Source organism: Burkholderia lata (assembly GCF_902499025.1).
Taxonomy (GTDB): domain Bacteria; phylum Pseudomonadota; class Gammaproteobacteria; order Burkholderiales; family Burkholderiaceae; genus Burkholderia; species Burkholderia lata_C.
This window is the reverse complement of record NZ_CABVPW010000025.1, coordinates 125,083-142,553: the sequence shown is the minus strand read 5'-3', so window position 1 is coordinate 142,553 and position 17,471 is coordinate 125,083. Positions and strand designations below refer to the sequence as shown.

15 protein-coding genes and 1 pseudogene are annotated in these 17,471 nt (G+C 66.6%); 4 read left to right on the top strand and 12 right to left on the bottom strand.

What is annotated here, in order from left to right:
* Nucleotides 1-120: 120 nt before the first annotated feature.
* The 7 genes from BDI24065_RS24615 to BDI24065_RS24585 are packed head-to-tail and all read right to left on the bottom strand — an operon-like array spanning nt 121 to nt 7,261.
* Nucleotides 121-375, bottom strand: coding sequence for an acyl carrier protein (locus BDI24065_RS24615; RefSeq protein ID WP_011350104.1), 255 nt, complete (start codon nt 373-375; stop codon nt 121-123).
* A 58-nt stretch (nt 376-433) separates the two neighbouring features.
* The gene (locus BDI24065_RS24610) at nt 434-1,540 is read right to left on the bottom strand and encodes a hypothetical protein (RefSeq protein WP_175033449.1); all 1,107 of its coding nucleotides are present in this window, start codon (nt 1,538-1,540) and stop codon (nt 434-436) included.
* Nucleotides 1,541-1,555: 15 nt separating this feature from the next.
* A complete protein-coding gene (locus BDI24065_RS24605) occupies nt 1,556-2,875 on the bottom strand; it encodes a hypothetical protein (protein WP_175033448.1) in 1,320 nt (439 codons plus the stop codon).
* Complete coding sequence (locus BDI24065_RS24600; protein ID WP_174933435.1) at nt 2,865-3,605, bottom strand: outer membrane lipoprotein-sorting protein; 741 nt, start codon at nt 3,603-3,605, stop codon at nt 2,865-2,867. Before BDI24065_RS24600 ends, BDI24065_RS24605 begins: the two co-directional genes overlap by 11 nt.
* Nucleotides 3,602-4,819, bottom strand: a complete 1,218-nt coding sequence (locus BDI24065_RS24595; RefSeq protein ID WP_175033447.1) for an ABC transporter permease — start codon at nt 4,817-4,819, stop codon at nt 3,602-3,604. Before BDI24065_RS24595 ends, BDI24065_RS24600 begins: the two co-directional genes overlap by 4 nt.
* Complete coding sequence (locus BDI24065_RS24590) at nt 4,791-5,501, bottom strand: ABC transporter ATP-binding protein (protein ID WP_175033446.1); 711 nt, start codon at nt 5,499-5,501, stop codon at nt 4,791-4,793. Before BDI24065_RS24590 ends, BDI24065_RS24595 begins: the two co-directional genes overlap by 29 nt.
* Nucleotides 5,498-7,261: a fatty acyl-AMP ligase gene (locus BDI24065_RS24585; RefSeq protein ID WP_254609856.1), complete on the bottom strand. Its 1,764-nt coding sequence runs from the start codon at nt 7,259-7,261 to the stop codon at nt 5,498-5,500. Before BDI24065_RS24585 ends, BDI24065_RS24590 begins: the two co-directional genes overlap by 4 nt.
* 418 nt (nt 7,262-7,679) lie before the next feature.
* Between BDI24065_RS24585 and BDI24065_RS24580 the strand changes: the two genes are divergently transcribed.
* The 4 genes and pseudogenes from BDI24065_RS24580 to BDI24065_RS24565 all read left to right on the top strand — a co-directional run bounded on the left by BDI24065_RS24580 (nt 7,680) and on the right by BDI24065_RS24565 (nt 12,187).
* Entirely contained in the window at nt 7,680-8,627 is a 948-nt protein-coding gene (locus tag BDI24065_RS24580) for a fatty acid desaturase family protein (protein WP_175033444.1), read from the top strand.
* Between the two features lie 55 nt (nt 8,628-8,682).
* Entirely contained in the window at nt 8,683-9,555 is an 873-nt protein-coding gene (locus tag BDI24065_RS24575; RefSeq protein ID WP_175033443.1) for a ferritin-like domain-containing protein, read from the top strand.
* A gap of 617 nt (nt 9,556-10,172) precedes the next feature.
* A complete protein-coding gene (locus BDI24065_RS24570) occupies nt 10,173-11,165 on the top strand; it encodes a LysR substrate-binding domain-containing protein (RefSeq protein WP_175033442.1) in 993 nt (330 codons plus the stop codon).
* Between the two features lie 197 nt (nt 11,166-11,362).
* Nucleotides 11,363-12,187, top strand: a pseudogene (locus BDI24065_RS24565) (alpha/beta fold hydrolase).
* Between the two features lie 72 nt (nt 12,188-12,259).
* Here the strand turns inward: BDI24065_RS24565 and proP are convergent.
* From proP to BDI24065_RS24540, 5 genes are all read right to left on the bottom strand, one after another.
* The gene (gene proP, locus BDI24065_RS24560; RefSeq protein WP_175033441.1) at nt 12,260-13,729 is read right to left on the bottom strand and encodes a glycine betaine/L-proline transporter ProP; all 1,470 of its coding nucleotides are present in this window, start codon (nt 13,727-13,729) and stop codon (nt 12,260-12,262) included.
* 373 nt (nt 13,730-14,102) lie between these two features.
* Nucleotides 14,103-15,134 carry a 4-hydroxyphenylpyruvate dioxygenase family protein gene (locus BDI24065_RS24555; protein ID WP_175033440.1) on the bottom strand — a complete coding sequence of 344 codons (1,032 nt, stop codon included), beginning with the start codon at nt 15,132-15,134 and terminating at the stop codon, nt 14,103-14,105.
* 36 nt (nt 15,135-15,170) lie between these two features.
* Nucleotides 15,171-15,587: a RidA family protein gene (locus BDI24065_RS24550; protein ID WP_175033439.1), complete on the bottom strand. Its 417-nt coding sequence runs from the start codon at nt 15,585-15,587 to the stop codon at nt 15,171-15,173.
* Between the two features lie 96 nt (nt 15,588-15,683).
* Complete coding sequence (locus tag BDI24065_RS24545; protein WP_175033438.1) at nt 15,684-16,358, bottom strand: Crp/Fnr family transcriptional regulator; 675 nt, start codon at nt 16,356-16,358, stop codon at nt 15,684-15,686.
* Between the two features lie 183 nt (nt 16,359-16,541).
* Nucleotides 16,542-17,465 (bottom strand): LysR family transcriptional regulator, encoded by a 924-nt coding sequence (locus BDI24065_RS24540; protein ID WP_175033437.1) that lies wholly within the window; start codon nt 17,463-17,465, stop codon nt 16,542-16,544.
* Between the last annotated feature and the right edge of the window lie 6 nt (nt 17,466-17,471).

Genomic DNA, 17,471 nt, shown 5'->3' with positions numbered 1-17,471 from the left:
GCGCCGTCGCGCGACGGCGCGACGCGCCGGTACGCGAGCGCCTGCACGGTCAGCGCGGTCGCCGGGGCCGGCTGGGCGGCGGGGGCCGCCACGGTCGCAAGGGGCGCGAGCATCGTCGTATCAGGCGGCGTGCTGCTGGCGGCGCAGTTGCGCGTCGAGCTGCTGCAGCGTCGTGTACTGCGTGATGTTCAGCGCTTCCGGGTCGATCGAACCGTAGAGCTGTTCGCAGAACACGATCAGCTCGACGATGTTCAGCGAATCGATGCCGAGTTCGCCGATGCCGGCGTCGGTGTCGACGGTTTCGACGTTGAGGATCTTCGCGACTTCGCGGGACAGGATGTCGAGCGCGTCGGCCGGAACGTTCTGGGTCGTCATGAGAGGAGCTCCTGATAATGAAGTGGGTTGATCGGGATCGATCGGCCTGTCGCGTGGGTCAACTGCCGGCTTCGCAGCGCAGGCTCTTGCGAAGCTCGTGATAACAACGGTACGAACTGCCTTCCATCTTCGAAAACGCCAGCAGGTCGCGCTGGTCGTCGAAAGTCGCCACCCTGCCGTCGCGCACGAGCGCGGTCAGGAATTCGTTCGACAGCAGCTTGATCGCGAGCACGCGCTGCACCTTGCCGAAGCTGTAGTGCGCGTCGTCGGTCTGGCTGCGTGCGGCATCCGCGATGAACTGGTGTACGGCGCGCGCGTCGGCGTCGAATTCGATGCGGCCCGTTTGCGCGAGCCAGCCGACGTGCGCCATCAGCGCGCGGACGAAGTACGGCCGCACGACGGTCAGGTATTTGTTGAACACGGTCGGGCCGCCGATGCGCAGGCGATCTTCGGCATGGGCGCGCACCTGGCCGCCAACGTTTGCGAGCTGGAGGTTGCCGGCGAGGAACGGCGCGCCGCAGGTCGTGCGCTTCAGCTTGCGGTATTCGTCGGGCCACACGAGGTAGGCGGCCGGGAACATCACGCCCGGCAACCGCGCGGCGACGACCGCCATGCAGTCGCGATGCGCTTCGATGCCCCATACCTTGTCGACGGTGAGCGCAAGGCCGTTGTCGTCGCTGCGCACGACCGTGCGCCAGGCGGCGAGCGTGGGGCCGCCGCCGTCGCTCATCAGGAACGCGAAGTTGTGGCCGCTGTCGATGCAGTCGCATGCGCGGCGGTTCTGGTCATCCGAGAAGAACAGCCCGAACATGATGCGGATGAACGCGCGCATGAACGGCTTGAACAGGTGATGAAACCCTTCGCGGCTGATCTGTTCGAGCAGCGCTTCGGTGAGCGGCGCCTCGTCGTGTTGCAGCGGCGTCGACGCGGACGAATCGGGCAGCACGTCCGGCGTGGCGGCATGCAGCGCGATCACCATCTCGCTGTCGAGCAGCCGCACGGCGGCCGCTTCGACGAGCCGGGCAGCCGCGCGCGGTGGCGTGCCGAGCGACGCGATCGTGTCGAAGTGGCGCAGCACCGGATACGCGGCCTGGTCGGCCACGCGTAGCAGCAGGGGTGGGTCCGGCAGGTCGGTGGACGAAGCGGGAACGGAAAGCGTGGACATGGGGCTGGGTTCCTGTCAGAAGCGCACGCGCAAGGCGGCGTCGATGCGGGTGCCGAGACCGACCATCCGGTACTCGGAGTTGCTGTCGGAGAACGCGCGGGTGACCGCGACGTCGACGCTCACGCGCTTGTTCACGTCGGCGACGACCTGCGCGATCGCGAGCAGGCCCTTGTCCTGCGGCGAATAGACGCCGCGCAGCGAATACTCGACGCGGCCGATCTTCTTGCCGAGCCGGGCGAACAGGTAGTCGCGCAGGTTGCCGTCGACGCTCACGAAATTGGCCGTGCCGCCGAGGCCGCCCAGTGCAGCGCCGGGCGCGACGGGCAGCAACGCGTTGTTCGCGCGGACCGCGCCGACCATCTGGCGCCACTGGTTCGCGTCGTAACGCGCTTCGTCGTGCGACCACTCGACGATCAGCGAGAAGTTGCCGGGCAGTGCGCTCTGCATGCCGACCGCGCTGCGCCACATGTATTGGCGGTCATTGCGGCGATCGACCGCGTCGTACGCGGCCGGCGAATCGAGCGGCGTGCCGTTCGCGATGAACGCGGGCAACGGCCGCGTCGTGCCGCGCTCGAGCCACGCGCTCGCATAGACGGTGTTCGAGCGCGCGACGTCGAGCGACAGCGTCGCGCCGGCGCCGCCGCGGCCCGCATGCCGGCCGGCGAGCAGTGCGGCCGAGCCGCCCGACCAGTTGTATGCGCCGCGCACGAGCTGCGTCGCGCCCTGCACGTCGCGGTTGTCGACGTCGCTGCGCAGCGTGCGGTTTTCGCCGGCGATGAACTGCAGCGTGGTCTGTTCGCCGGCCCATTTCGCTTCGACGAGCGGCGTGCCTTCGACATCGCCGTAGCGGTCGTAGATGTCGGCCGTCGCGGCGCGCTTCTGGAAGAAGCCGAGCGGAAAGAACGCCTGCGACGTGTCGAGCGGGTCGATCCGCTTGCCGGCCGTGAGCGTGATGCCGTTGTCGAACGCATAGCGCACGCCGGCCTCGTTGAAGCGGGTGGCCTGCGCGCCGAGCGAGTGGTTGCCGGCCACGGCGCGTGCGTTCATGAACAGGTTCTCGCCGTCGATACGCGCGAGCAGGCCCGCTTCCTGCAGGTTGCGCGGCTGGTCGCCGATCAGGTTGCCGAGCAGCGCGTGGCCGTCCATGCTGTCGACCGACCGTGCGTATGCGATGCCGTTCAGCGTGCTCAACTGTTCCATCAGCGATTCTCCGTGCGCGAGCGTGCAGCCGAGCGCAAGCGGGACGGCGAGCGCGGCGGCGGGCCAGATGCGGCCGGATGATGGACGGAGGCGGTCACGATGGGCGTCGACATGAGCGTTGTTGTCACTGGCCATCGGCAAGCGTGTCGGGGTTGAACCAGCCCGACGGAATCTTGCGCGGCTGGCCGTCGAGGATGTCGACGACGCTCGCGCGCTGCTTTTCGATCTCGTTGCGATACGTGATCTTGCGGATCACCTTGCGCCCGTTCGCATCCACCGGCGCGGAGAAATCGGCGCTGCGGAACAGCAGGCCGCTCGCGAGGAAGAACTGCGCGCGCACCGGCACGTCGGTGTCGGGCGTGACCCACAGCTTGATGGTCGGGTAGACGTTGTCGGGATCGGTCGCGGTCAGGTCGAGCTCGGTGGCCGGCTTGCCGGCGATCGTCGTCGCGCCGGCCGCGGCCGATGCGTGATAGCTGTCCGCCCAGTGCGTGCGCGTGATGTCGCTGATCACGACCTCGCCCTGCAGCCGCTGCATCCCGTTGATGCGTACCGCGCTGCGCGTGTTCGGCACGTAAAACCAGTGGCCGCGGGTCGTCGCGAGGTATTTCTGGCCGTCGTTTTCGCCGCTGCGCGTCAGCGCGAGCGTGTCGCCGTTGCCGCGCGTGTAGACGAGGTAGCGCGTCGCGTCGCCGGACTGCCCGCCGACTTCGTTCGTGATCTGGATGTTCGTCTGCGTATCGGCGGCCGTGCTGCGGTACGCGTCGGCACGGGCGAGCATGGTCTGGGCCGTCGGGGCGTCGGCGGCATGAACGAGCGGCGCGCACGCGACGAGCGCGGCGGCCAGGTGGCGAATGCGAATCATGGGGCGAGTCCTTCGAGGATGTTGCGTTTGGCGAGGCCGAGCGTCGCGAGCAGCGCGGCGGCCACTCCGAGCACGACGAACGCGCCTTCGACGGCGGCCACGGCGGCCGGCGAGACCGTGAATTCGAGCAGGATCGACTTCACGCGGCCCGGCGGCGGCGGCAGGTGGATCTGCGCGTGATTGAGCGCGACCATCGTCAGCAGCGCCACCGCGATGCCGGCGGCTGCGCCCAGCAGGCCGAGGAAGGCGGTCTCCTGGATCAGCACGCCGCGCACCGTCGCGGCCGGCACGCCGAGCGCGCGCAGCGTCGAGATCTCGCGGCGGCGTTCGACGATGCTCATCAGGATCCAGTTGCTCATCGACAGCAGGATCGTCAGGCAGAGAATCGCGCCGAACACTGAGAACTGGTTCTTGTACAGCGCGACGACCTGGTGATAGAGCGACACGAGCTGGTCCCAGGTCTTCACGTCGAGCGTCGGCAGCGCGGCGTGCAGCGTCGCAGCGGCGGCCGGCGTGTGCGCGGTGTCCGACAGGAACACCGCGATGCGCGACGCGCGGTCGGTGCGCAGCAGCGCCTGTGCGGCGGTGAACGTCACGTTGACGATCCGTTCGTCGACGTCCTTGTTGCCGGTGCTCATCACGCCGACGATCTGCGCGTCGGTCGCGTTGATGCCGCCGTGCGCGGTCGACGCCATCAGCTGCACGACCGAACCGACGTGCACGCCGAGCTTGCGCGCGAGTTCCGCGCCGACGACGACTTCGGTGCCGGCATTCGTCGGCGACAGGTAGCGGCCCGACAGCACCGTGTGATAGTCGAAGAAGCCGGGCGGCTCGCGGTTCGGCTCGATGCCTTCGCCGACGAAGCCGTAGCTGAGATCGCCGTTCGAGATCAGCCCGTCGAAGTCGATGCCGCGCGCGGTGGTCGCGACGCCGGGCAGTGCCGCGATCGCGTGCGTGGCGGTGGCCTGCTCGTCGGCGGTCAGCCCATATTGCAGCGGTCGTTCGCCGATCAGGTCGAGATAGCCGTGGTGCAGCACCTGCACGTGGCCGACGCCGCTGTCGATCGATCCTTCGCGCACCGCGTCGAAGGTCGCGATCACGTAGCCGAGCGCGAGGCTCGACGCGAACGCGGCGACGCCGATCATCGCCATCGTCAGCACGGTGCGGCGCTTGTTGCGCCAGAGGTTACGCCACGCAAACGTCGACCAGTTCACGATTCACTCCCGGTACGCCGTCGCGCATCTCGATGCGACGCGGCAGGTGGGCGCACAGACGATCGTCGTGCGACGCAATCAGAAAAGCGGTGCCCAGCGTGCGGTTGGTGTCGAGGATCAGCTCGGCTACCGCCCGCGCGTTGGTGCTGTCGAGGCTCGCGGTCGGTTCGTCCGCGATCACGATCGCCGGCTCCTTGGCGAGCGCGCGGGCCAGCGCGACCCGCTGCTGCTCGCCGCCGGACAGCTCGCCGGGGCGGTGGCGTTCGCGCGCGGCGAGCCCTACCGCGTCGAGCATCGCGCGGGCGCGCTCGCGGCGCGTGCGCGGCGTGCCCCACGCGAAGCAGCCGAGCTCGACGTTTTCGAGCGCGGACATCACCGGAATCAGGTTGAACTGCTGGAACACGAAGCCGATGCGCTCGCGGCGAATCCGTTCGAGCGTATCGGGCGCATCGTCGACCCGGCGGCCTTCGAGCCAGCGTTCGCCGGTGCTCGGCACGTCGAGAAAGCCGGCGAGGTTGAGCAGCGTGCTCTTGCCGCTGCCCGACGGACCGACGAGCGCGACGACATCGCGCTGGCCGATCGAGATCGTCGCGCCGCGCACCGCGACGACGCGGCCCGCGCCTTCGTACACGCGCGAGACGTCGCGCAACTCGAGCACCGGCGTGAGCGTAGCGGCCGTCATGCGTACGCTCCCTGGCTGGCTTCGGCGGCTGCCGTCGCGTGGATCACGGACAGCGCGCCGTTTGCGTACAGGTCGCGACACTTCAGGCGCTGCAGCTTGCCGCTCGTGGTGCGCGGCAGCGAGCCGGGTTCGACGAAGCACAGGTCCTGCGCGGCGAAGCCGATGCGCGACGCGAGCAGTTGCTGGCACTCGGCGCGCGTCTGCGGCGTCGCGTCGACGGGCCGCGCCTCGATCGCGACGACCAGCCGCTCGGTGCCGGTCTCGGGATCGGGCAGCCCGAACGCGATGCACGTGCTCTTGCGCAGTGTGCGATGGGACGCCAGCGCTTCCTCGATTTCGTGCGGGAAGTAGTTGCTGCCGCGAATGATGATGACTTCCTTCTTGCGCCCGAGGATATGGAGCTGCCCATCTGCGACGTAGCCGATGTCGCCGGTGCGGAACCAGCCGTCGGCTGTCAGCGGCGCGGCGATCGAGCCGTCGTCGGGATTCAGGTAGCCGAGCATCACCGACGTGCCGCGGATCGCGACTTCGCCGACCGCGCGGTTCGCCAGCGCGTGGTCGCCGTCGTCGAGGATCCGGAACGCCATGCCGTCGATCGGCGTGCCCATCGCGAGCACGGTTTCGGTATCGGTGTCGGCGCCGTCGTTCGCGGCGGCCGGCTGCGCGTCGCGGCGCTCGATCAGCGCACGCCGGTCGAGCGTGTCGGCGATCACGTACGGCGCGCCGTCAACGGTGCCTTCGTGCCACGCACGATGCATCGATACCGCGAGCGTCGATTCGGCCATCCCGTAGCACGGCTGCAGTGCCGATGCCGCGAGACCGTACGGCGCGAACGTGGCGGCGAAGTCGCGCAGCGTCGCGTCGTCCACGCGTTCGCCGCCGATGAAGATGTTGCGGCACGCGGAAAGATCGACACCTGCCATCGCGGCGGCGTTGAAACGGCGCACGCAGTAGCGCAACGCGAAGGTCGGTACCGACGTCGTCGTCGCGCGCGCCGACGCGATGCGCTTCAACCAGCCGAGCGGATTCCGGATGAAGCTGTTCGGCTGCATCATCAGCAGCGGCGCACGGTAGTGCATGTTCGACAGCAGCGTGAGCAGCCCCATGTCGTGATAGAGCGGCAGCCACGATGCAGTGCCGTCGCCGGCCGCGAGGTCGAAACGCACCGACCCGCCGATGCCGAGCACGTTTGCGATCACGTTCTCGTGGCTGAGCACCGCGGCTTTCGGATGCGACGTCGAGCCCGACGTGAGCTGGACATGATGCGGATCGCGGCCGTGCTTCGCGCTGATCAGTGCGCGCGCACCGGCATCCGCGACGATCGACAGCGTGTCGAGATCGACGACGCGCGTGGATGAAGCGGGAAACACGTCGTCGCGCCATACGGCGGACTGCGCATCGGCGGCGATGACCAGGCGCGGCCGGTACAGCTCGCATGCGACGTCGATCACCTGCCGCCCGGTGGTGGCGCGGCGCGCGGGAACGGGCACGGTGCAGGGCAGTGCGCCCGTCATCACGCAGGCCATCATCGCGGCCGCGTGTTCGACTGATGCGGGCAAGGCCAGCATCACCAGGTCGTTCTCGCGCACATCGAGTTCGCGCAGCGCGCCGGCCTGGCGAAACACCTCTTCAGCGAAGCGCCGGTACGTGATGCTCGCCTCGTTGCCGGCGTCGTCGACGAACGTCATGCGATGCATGGCGCCCGCGACGTCCTCGAGCGATTCGATGAGGCGATGAATGGTGGATGCGCACTTCGTCACGAGGATTCTCCCCTTGAGGAACACGGCCGCTCGCGCCACGGTGCCGGCGGCGCCGTTCGTCGAGTGAGGGGGATTCTTGCCGGATCGATATGACGCGACAAACGGAATATTTGCAGGCTATGCATGAGCGGCACGCATCCACTCGGCGCCGCCATGTGCGTATACGTGTGCGCCTGTGCGAGGTGAATGGTCGGTACGCATTCGACCGGTCGTCTAGTTCACGATGTGGTGCGCTCATGCGCGTGCGTCATGCAATGCGTTCGGAAAATTCGTTTGTCCGAAGCATCGACTCACAGAAGAATTGCAACCCGGCAGCGCGCCAGTGTCGCCGCGTCATCGTGCCGGGCAGGGTCCGGCCAAGGAGAGCATTTTGTCCGTCACCTCATCGCTTCTCGCCCGCCATAAACCGGTTGCAGACATGAAGAGCCGCCCGAGCGGCGTCGTCTTCTCGCTGAAGCTCGCGGTCTACGTCGCGCTCATTGCGCACGGCATGCTGTTCGCGCTGTCGACGTATGTGGTGCTGAAGATCGTCGGCATCCTGCTGATCGGCGCGATGTACGCGCACGGCGTCGAGCTGCAGCACCAGGCACTGCATTACCAGGGATTCAGGAGCAAGCGGCTCAACATGGTGTTCGGCGTGCTGCTCGGCATGCCGATGCTGGTGTCGTTCCATGCGTACCAGGACAGCCATCTGCGCCATCACCGGCTGCTCGGCACGCCCGAGAACAAGGAGTTCTTCGACTACGGCGACCAGTACGGCGCGAGCCCCGTCGTCAATCTCGGCCTGTGGGCGTGGCGGCTGTCGATGGCCGCGCACTATATCCAGTTCGCGAAGAACGTCGCGAAGCTCGTCGTGCCGGGCGCAAGCTTCGGCGACAACCCGCTCGTGACGCGTGCGATCCGCCGCGATCACCTGCTGATGGTCGCGGCGATCGCACTGCTGGCCGGCGTTTCGTTCGCACTGCACACGTGGTTCGTCGTGTGGGTGTGGGTCGTGCCGCTCGTGTTCGTGGCCGCGCCGGTGCATGCGCTGGTCGAGATGCCCGAGCATTACCGCTGCGACCTGACGAGCACCGACCCGTTCCGCAACACGCGGACGATCGAGAGCAATGCGTTCATGACGTGGTTCACGAACGGCAACAACTATCACGTCGAGCACCACATGATGCCGAACCTGCCGATCGAGCGGCTGCACGACCTGCATGGCGCGATCGGGCCGCGCATCCGCTATTACCATCGCACGTACCGGCAGTTCTATTACGCGCTGCTGCGCGGCCGGCTGTCGCCGCGCACGGTGGAAGACGAGGCGGACGACCGTGTGCCCGACGCCGAAGCGGCGGCGCCGGCGTCCACGCAATCGGCATGACCGGGACGCGGCGACTGCCTGTGTGCATGCCGCGCCCGAATGCCTCTCAACGACGGTGACGACGATGCTCTATCCGGAACTTTTCAGGTCGCTGGAAGCGGTGCGCTGGGACATGGAGACGGACATTCCGTGGAATCGGTTCGACGCGTCGCTGCTCACCGACGAGCAGGCCGAGACGATCAGGATGAACGCGATCACCGAATGGTCGGCGCTACCTGCGACGGAAATGTTCCTGCGCGACAACCGGCACGACAGTGATTTTTCCGCGTTCATGAGCGTGTGGTTCTTTGAAGAGCAGAAGCATTCGCTCGTGCTGATGGAATACCTGCGCCGCTCCAAGCCGGAAATGGTGCCGACCGAAGCGGAGCTGCACGCGGTGCGCTTCGAATTCGATCCTGCGCCGCCGCTCGAGACGCTGATGCTGCACTTCTGCGGCGAGATCCGGCTGAATCACTGGTACCGCTGCGCGGCCGACTGGCATACCGAGCCGGTCATCAAGCAGATCTACGAAACGATCTCGCGCGACGAGGCACGTCATGGCGGCGCGTACCTGCGCTATATGAAGAAGGCGCTGAACGACCACGGCGACGTCGCGCGTGCGGCGTTCGCGAAGATCGGCGTACTGATGGCGTCGGCGCGCCGCACCGAGAAGCCGCTGCACCCGACCAACCTGCACGTGAACCAGGCGCTGTTCCCGCGCGATACCGTGCAGTCGCGCCTGCCCGATCCGGAATGGCTCGAGCGCTGGCTCGACGAGCAGATCCGTTTCGACGGCGAGTGGGAAAGGAAGGTCGTCGAGCGGATCCTCCACAACCTGTCGATCCTGTTCGAGCGCACGTTCGCGACTGCGCAGGAACTGAACCGCTACCGCCGCGAGGTGACCGCGCGGACGAATCGCGTGGCGGATGGCGTGGTGGACAGCGTGTAGCGGATACGCGTGTCCCGTCCGGTAAAGGGCGGAACCGATTCCAGGCGGAATTGTGGTGTCGTGCGCGCTGATTGCCGTTTCCGGCCGGCGCAATATTCATTGCCGGACATAATTGGTTCATCAATTTGCGGAAGATGCATGGCGCAATTCAATTTCATGAGTTTAGTATTTTTTCATAAACACGGAATTTCGAATTTAAATAGTATTCCGCGTGTATGTTGAAGTGCATTTTCTTTTCGTAATCCGGGAAATGAATGTAATTGTTTGGAAGATGAAATTATATTGTAGGTATCCGGATGCGATTCTGCTGTGACGGCCGGATAGGCGCTGTAGCGCCGGTTTGTGCTCGTAATGGCCTGTTTTTACGTGTCTTTATCGATCCTCCTTCGCGCCATTTCGCCTGAATATTCATTTACAAAATCGCTACTCCATAATGCTAATGTAATAATATCGTCTCGATGAAAATCGATAGATAAATACGAGTGTCACGATTGAAAATAAGAATGATCTGCATCCATGCTTCAATATAAAATCGTTTCCGAATCCAATTAGGAGAAACGAGTCAGGGAGACGAACGGCGACTTGCCTGTCGGTGGGTGCAACTTTGAGGCGGCGGTATGGCTAATATGAGATTGGCAAAGCGATTGAGAAGTATGCCTTCGCTGGATTTCCTGAGAGGCTTCGAATGCGCGGCGCGTCATTTGAGCTTCACGCGTGCCGGGCAGGAACTGAACGTCACGCAATCCGCCGTGAGTCGGCAGGTCAAGGCGCTCGAGGAGCAGCTCCGGATCGAGCTCTTTCACCGGCACATCCGTTCGCTGACGCTGACCGACAAGGGGCGTGAGCTGTACGACGCGATCTCGTTCGCGTTGTCCGACCTGGAGTCGGTGATCGGCAAGCTGTCGTCGAGTGTGGGCCAGCGCGCGATCTCGTTGTCGACCACCGTTTCGTTCGCGGCGCTGTGGCTGATTCCGCGCCTCGGTTCGTTCCGCGCAAGCTATCCCGACATCGACGTGCGCGTATCGGCTACGAGCGAAATTGAAGATCTTAAGCGCAAACGTTTGCACCTGGCCGTGCGATATGCAGGGCCGTATACGTCGGCGGACGAGACGGACGTGCTGTTCCGCGAGCGTGTCGTGGCGGTCTGCAGCCCGAGCCTGATGCCGGCGGCGGGCGACGCGGCGTCGATGAAGCCGGAAGACCTCGACAAGCACGTGCTGCTGCATCTCGACGATCCGCGCGGCGAGTGGCCGTGGCACGGGTGGAGCCATCTGCTGAAGGAGCTGGGCGTGCCGCGCCTGCGGCCCGCCGGTGCGCTGCATTTCAGCCAGTACGACCAGCTGGTGCAGGCTGCCGTCGACGGGCATGGCATCGCGATCGGGCGGCGGCCGCTGGTCGACGGGCTGCTGAAGCAGGGCCGGCTCGTCGAGCTGTTCCCGCACTGCACGGTCGCATCGGGCAGCTACGTGCTGGTGCAGAACCCGGATGCGTGCAACGAATTCGATATCGCCGTGCTGACCAACTGGCTGCTCGAGCAGGCGCGCGATCCGCTCGTGTCGGATCAGGAAGCCGCCGGCAGCAACGTGGTGCCGATGTATCGCGTCGGATAGTACGGCATGCGTGGTGCCGTCGCGCGTGCGCGGCGAGGGTGTCGTGCGGCAGATTCGACAGGTGCGCACGTGCGATTCGTCATGCGTCGCGCCTGCAACCTGTGCGATGATGCGCCGCTTCGCGTTCGTTGCAGCACGCCGCCGACGGCGGCGCCCGGTTCCGGGCCGCTGCCGCTCGCGCCGACACCGGAGACGACATGCCCGCAGTGAACATCCAAGGCAGTACCCTGCATTACCAGGATCACGGTACCGGCTTTCCCGTGCTGCTCGGGCACAGCTATCTGTAGGATGCAGCGATGTGGGCACCGCAGATCGACGCGCTGTCGCGCCGGTATCGCGTCATCGTGCCGGACCTGTGGGGGCACGGCGCATCGGGCGTACTGCCCGAAGGCACGCAGACGCTCGACGATCTCGCCGTACAGGCGAGCGCGCTGCTCGACGCGCTGGAGATCGACCAGTGCGCGCTCGTCGGGCTCAGCGTCGGCGGCATGTGGGGCGCGCGGCTCGCATTGCGCGAGCCGCAGCGCGTGCGCGCGCTCGTGCTGATGGATGCGTCGCTCGAGGCCGAGCCCGAAGCGACGCGGCTGCGTTACTTCGGAATGCTCGACGCCATCGCCGCCGCGGGCCGGATCGCGCCGCCGCTGCTCGATGCGATCGTGCCGCTGTTTTTCCGGCCGGACGTCAATCTGGCAGGCCCGGTGCCGTCCGCGTTTCGCGACGCGCTGGCGAACCTGCCGGCCGACCGGCTGCGGCAATCGATCGTCCCGCTCGGCCGGCTGATCTTCGGCCGTCCCGACACGCTGTCGGCGCTTGCCGAACTGGATGCCGAACGCACGCTGCTGATGTGCGGCGCGGGCGACATGGCCCGCCCGCCGTCGGAAACCGTGAAGATGGCGAGCGTGATCGGCTGCCCGCATGCGCTGGTGCCGGACGCCGGCCACATCTCGAATCTGGAAAATCCCGCGTTCGTCACGCGCACGCTGCTCGACTGGTTCGACGCGCAACGGCTGTCGGCAGGCTGACGTTGGTGTGCACGACGCCGGCGCAAGTTGCGCGGCGCCGCGTCACGCAGGCAAGCATCACGCCAGCCCGCTTCACGCGCGTTCGCTGACCGGCGTGAGCTTCCTGTCCCGCCCGCGCGCTTCGTCCGCGCCGCCGCGCACGAGGCTCAGCGCCTCGGCGCGGCTCGCCACGCACGGCGCGGAGCCGGGCAGCGGCTGGCGTGCCGTCTCGCGCAGCGCGAGCACCGACACGATGCCGATGAACGAAGCGCCCATCAGGTAGTACGCGGGCATCATCAGGTCGCCGGTGCGATCCACCAGCCACGCGGTGACGAGCGGTGTCGTGCCGCCGAACAGCGACACCGACACGTTGAAGCCGATCGCGAGCGCGCCATAGCGGATGCGCGTGGGGAACAGCGCGGGCAGCGCCGACGGCATCACGCCGGTAAAGCACGACAGCAGCACGCCGTAGATCAGCATCCCGCCGAACACGGGCAGCATGCCGCCGGTGCGGATCAGCATCAGCGCCGGCACGGCCAGCACGAGCAGGCCCACGCAGCCGGCCATCATCACCGGCTTGCGGCCGACCTTGTCCGACAGGTGCCCGGCGTAGAGCGTCATCGGCATCATCAGCACCATCACGAGCAGCACCAGGAACAGGCCGTGCGATTCGCGGAAGTGCAGCGTCGCCGACAGGTAGCTCGGCAGGTACGACAGCGCCATGTAGTCGGTCACGTTGAAGATCAGCACGAGGCCGACGCATTGCAGCAGCGGCTTCCACTGTTCGACGAGCAGCGCCGCGAAGCGTTGCTTCGGCCGCGCGCGTTCGTCCGCTTCGCGTGCTTCGGCTTCCTTCTTGAACGCGGGCGTTTCCTCGAGTTTCAGCCGGACGTAGAGGCCCACGAGGCCAAGCGGGCCGGCGATGAAGAACGGCACGCGCCAGCCCCATGACAGCAGCGCTTCCTGCGACAGCGTCGCCGTGAGCAGCGCGACCGTCGCCGCGCCGAGCGTATAGCCGATCAGCGTGCCGAATTCGAGGAAGCTGCCCATGAAGCCGCGGCGCCTGTCGGTCGAGAATTCGGCGATGAAGGTGGCTGCACCGCCATACTCGCCACCCGTCGAGAAGCCCTGCACGAGGCGCGCGACGAGCAGCAGCACGGGCGCCATGATGCCGATCGATGCGTAGCTGGGGATCAGGCCGATCGCGAAGGTGCCGACGGCCATCATGATCATCGTGGCGGCCAGCACGCGCTGGCGGCCGATGCGGTCGCCGAGCGGGCCGAACACCATGCCGCCGAGCGGGCGCACGAGGAACGCGGCCGCGAACGTGCCGAAGGTCGCGAGCAATTGCGCGGACGGGCTGCTGGACGGGAAGAACACCTTGCCGAGCGTGACGGCGATGTAGCTGTAGACGCCGAAGTCGAACCATTCCATCGCGTTGCCGAACGCCATGGCGCCGACCGCGCGCTTGAGGACGGTGGGGTCGACGATCGTGATGTCATCCAGCTTGACGGACTTGCGCGAAGACCGGGCTTTCGCGGGGTGCGCTTGCGACGGGCTCAAAGAACTCTCCTGGAATTGCCTTGGCAGCCGGCCGGGCGGGGGGGGCAGAGGGCTTAAACGGGCCGATAGGCAGCGAAGGCGGGTGTCTCGGGGTTGCCTCGATGTCGGTGAAATGACGCACGTTGCGGTCGACATCGAGCAGGTTTGTTGTGAGAACCAGTTTAGAGAAACGGGCGCAGCCGACTATCGGTCATGCGCCCGGAACCCGGTGGTAAACGACATCGGATTCGAGCAGGGCAGGTGGCGTTGAAGTGGGCGCGGGCGCACGGGGTGCGAAACGCCGTATCGCGCGGGATGCTGCTTGCGCGCATCAGGCACGTCGGGGCGACGGGGCGCTGGTGGATGCCGCGGAGCAACGGTCCGCGGCCCGCTTTCACGGCTGCGTACCGCGCGCCTGCTGGTCCTGTTCCTGCGATTCGAACAGCGCCTTGAAATTGCCCTCACCGAACCCGTCTTCGCCGCGCCGCTCGATGATTTCGAAGAACACGGGGCCGATCTGACGCCGTGTGAAGCGCTGGAGCAGGACGTGCTCCGGTCCTTTCCCGTCGGCGAGAATGCCGCGCGCGGCCAGTCGCTCGACGTCGAGGCCGTGTCCGGGCAGCCGCGCATCGATGCCGGCGTAGTAATGCGGCGAAGGCGTGGCCATGAACGCGATACCGGCCGCGGCAAGGTAGTCGAGCGTCGCTTCGATATCGGCGCTCAGCAGCGCGATGTGCTGGATACCTTCGCCACCGTAGTCGCGAATGAACTCGTCGTTCTGGTTCAGCACGCCGGGCTGGTCGTGCGCGGCCGCCGCGACCGGAATCGACACGCGTCCGCACGGGCTGACCATCGAGCGCGCGCGCATGCCCGTGGCGCGGCCCTTCACTTCAAGGTATTGCCGTTCGTCGAAGCCGAAGGTGTCGCGGTAAAAATCCGCCCAGCGGTCGAGATGCTCCGGGTGGACGATGTTCGACGTGTGATCGACCGCAACGATGCGCGCGTCGCCCGCCGGTGCGCGACGTGGTTCGACCGGCAGGTTGAATACGTCGCGAATATCGGTGTCGACGAAATATACGAGGCTGTCGCCGATGCCAAGAATGGTCGGCGTATCGATGACGAAAGCACCTTCGGCTTCAGGCAGCGCGACGCGGGCGCCACCTGCCAGCGCCTGCTGCTGCGCACGGCGCGCGTCGTCGACGCGAATGGCGATTGCCCGCACGGACGCGCCATGTCGATCCCGGAACGCATTCGGATTGCCGTTCACGACGAAGGCGGCAGCGCCCTGCGTCATCAGGACCATGTCGTGTCGCGATCGTCCGGCGACGCGAAAGCCGAAGCGTTCGAACAGGTCGACCAGTTCGGAGGGCGTGGATGAAACGAATTCGACGAACGCGAATCCGTCGGTCTTGACCGGGTGATTCATATCGAACTCCTGATTGTCATGCCCGCGCAAGCGGCATCATGCATGGCGGGTTGCCGCGACGATCTTGATCTCGACGACGAATTCGGGGCGTGCCAGTGCGGCGACGCCGAGGATCGTCCAGGCGGGAAAGTCGGCGCGCATGTATTGCGCCTTCACCGTGCGAAAGTCGGCGAGGTGCGCGCCGACATCGACGTGATAGGACACCAGTTCGACGACATCCGAGAAATCCAGGCCGAGGTGCGCGAGGATCGCTTCGACGCGCCGGAACGCCGCGTCGACCTGCTCGGCGGGCGACGCCGGAATCGAACCGTCCGCGCGCAGGCCGACCTGCCCGGCGATGAACACGAGGCCGTTGGCGGTGACCGCCGGCGAATACTGAAACAGGTCGAAAACGCGATTGCCGCCGAATGTCGGATCGTCTTCGGGGAGGCGCAACCGTTCAATGTCGTTCATGACTTCTCCTTCACGGGGTGGGGCGTCCGCCAGCGGACAGCCGATGCGCGGACTTTACCGGCGCCCCGAAGGGAAGTCTGTATAGGCGTTTACAAATCAGCCGAGCAGCCGGGACGCATCCGTCACCCAGATGCGCCGCTGCCGGATCTCGATCGCACCGAGTTCGGCGAGCCGCTTCAGCGCGCGCGTGACGGTCACGCGCGTGGCGCCCGTCATCGCCGCGATCTGCTCGTGCGTGAGCGGGATCGTGATCAGCGTGCGGCCGTCGTGCGGTTCGCCATACAGATCCGACAGCCTGCCGAGCAGCTCGCCGATGCGCATTTCCGGTTTGGGGAGCGCGAGGTACTGGATGCGCGACGCCAGGATGCGCTGCTTGAGCGCGATCACGCGCAGCAGCGCCATCGCGAGTTCGGGGGACGACGGTATCGCGTCCTCGATCGCGCGGATGTCGAATTCGAGCAACTCGGACGCCTCGACCGTGATGGCCGTGGCGATGCGCGAGTGGCCGTCGATTGCCGGGCTCTCGCCGAACATCGACCAGCGCCCCATGACTTCGAGAATGAATTCCGCGCCGTCGCGCTGGAAGATCGAGACCTGCACGCGGCCCGACAGCAGGAAGTAGAAGGTGGTGCCCGGTTCGCCCTGCCGGTAGATCGTGGCGCCCTTGTCATACTTTTTGCGGCGGCCGAGATGGGCCGCGCCGATCCAGGTCTCGGCCGTGGCGTCGTCCATGCGCCACGTTTCGGTGGTGAGCGGGTGGTGTGGTTTCATGCGGGGTGTCCGGATGGGGCAGGCGGTGGCGCCTGCGCCGCTCATCGTACGCCGGGGTGCGTTTCCGGAGAAGCGGGCACGGTGCGTCGCGCGGCTCGACCTTTGAACACCCGGCGCCGCTACCCGATGCGGCGCACCTCGGTGTCCGATCGCCGGCATTCCGCTTCCGGCAACGAGCAAGCGCTATCGACCGCCAGCGTTCTTCAACTGCCCGGGCAGCGCTTCGCCCAGCTTTTCCAGCAGGAAATCGGCGAAGACCGTGACAGCGGGTGCCAACGGCGGGCGGCTCGTATAGACGAGCTGCAGCCCGAGGTCGCTGCTCGAGCGTCGATAGGACGGCAGCACGCGCACCAGCTTGCCCTGTTCGATGCCGGGTTCCGCGAGCAACTGCGGCAGCAGCGCGATCCCGAGCCCGGCGATGCAGGCCTGCACCACCACACGCATGTCGTTGACCGAGAAGCGGCTGTCGATCGAGATTTCCTGGGTGCCGCGCGGCCCCTGCAGGCGCCACATGCTGCGGCCCTGGCGGCCGGACACCGTCAGGCAGTCGTGGTCGGCCAGCTCGCGCGGCGTGCGCGGCGCGCCGCGCCGTTCCAGATATGCGGGGCTCGCGGCGAGGATCATCGTGCCCGGTGCGATCCGGCGCACGCGGAAGCTGCCGCCGGTCTCGATCCCCATGCGCAACGCGAGGTCGATGCGCTCGCCGATCAGGTCGGACGGCGTGTCGTCGAGCAGGAAGTCGATGCTGATCTGCGGGTAGCGCGCATAGAACTCGGCCAGCCATTCCAGCCGGAAAATTTCGAACAGGCCGGCCATCGCCGTCACGCGCACGGTGCCGGACGGTTCCTGCCCGTCCGCATGCTGCCGCTCGATCTCGAAGATCCGGTCGAGCGCCGGCGCATAGCGCTCGAACAGCGCCTGCCCCTCCGTGCTCGGCGCGAGCTTGCGGGTCGAGCGATGCAGCAGGCGTGTGCCGAGTTGTCCTTCGAGCTGGTCGATGCGCCGGCTCAGCGTATTGGCCGGCATGCGCAGGCGACGCGCGGCCTCCGAGAAGCTGCCGGCGCGGACGACCTGGACGAACAGCGCGAGGTCATTCAGATCGAGCATCGGATT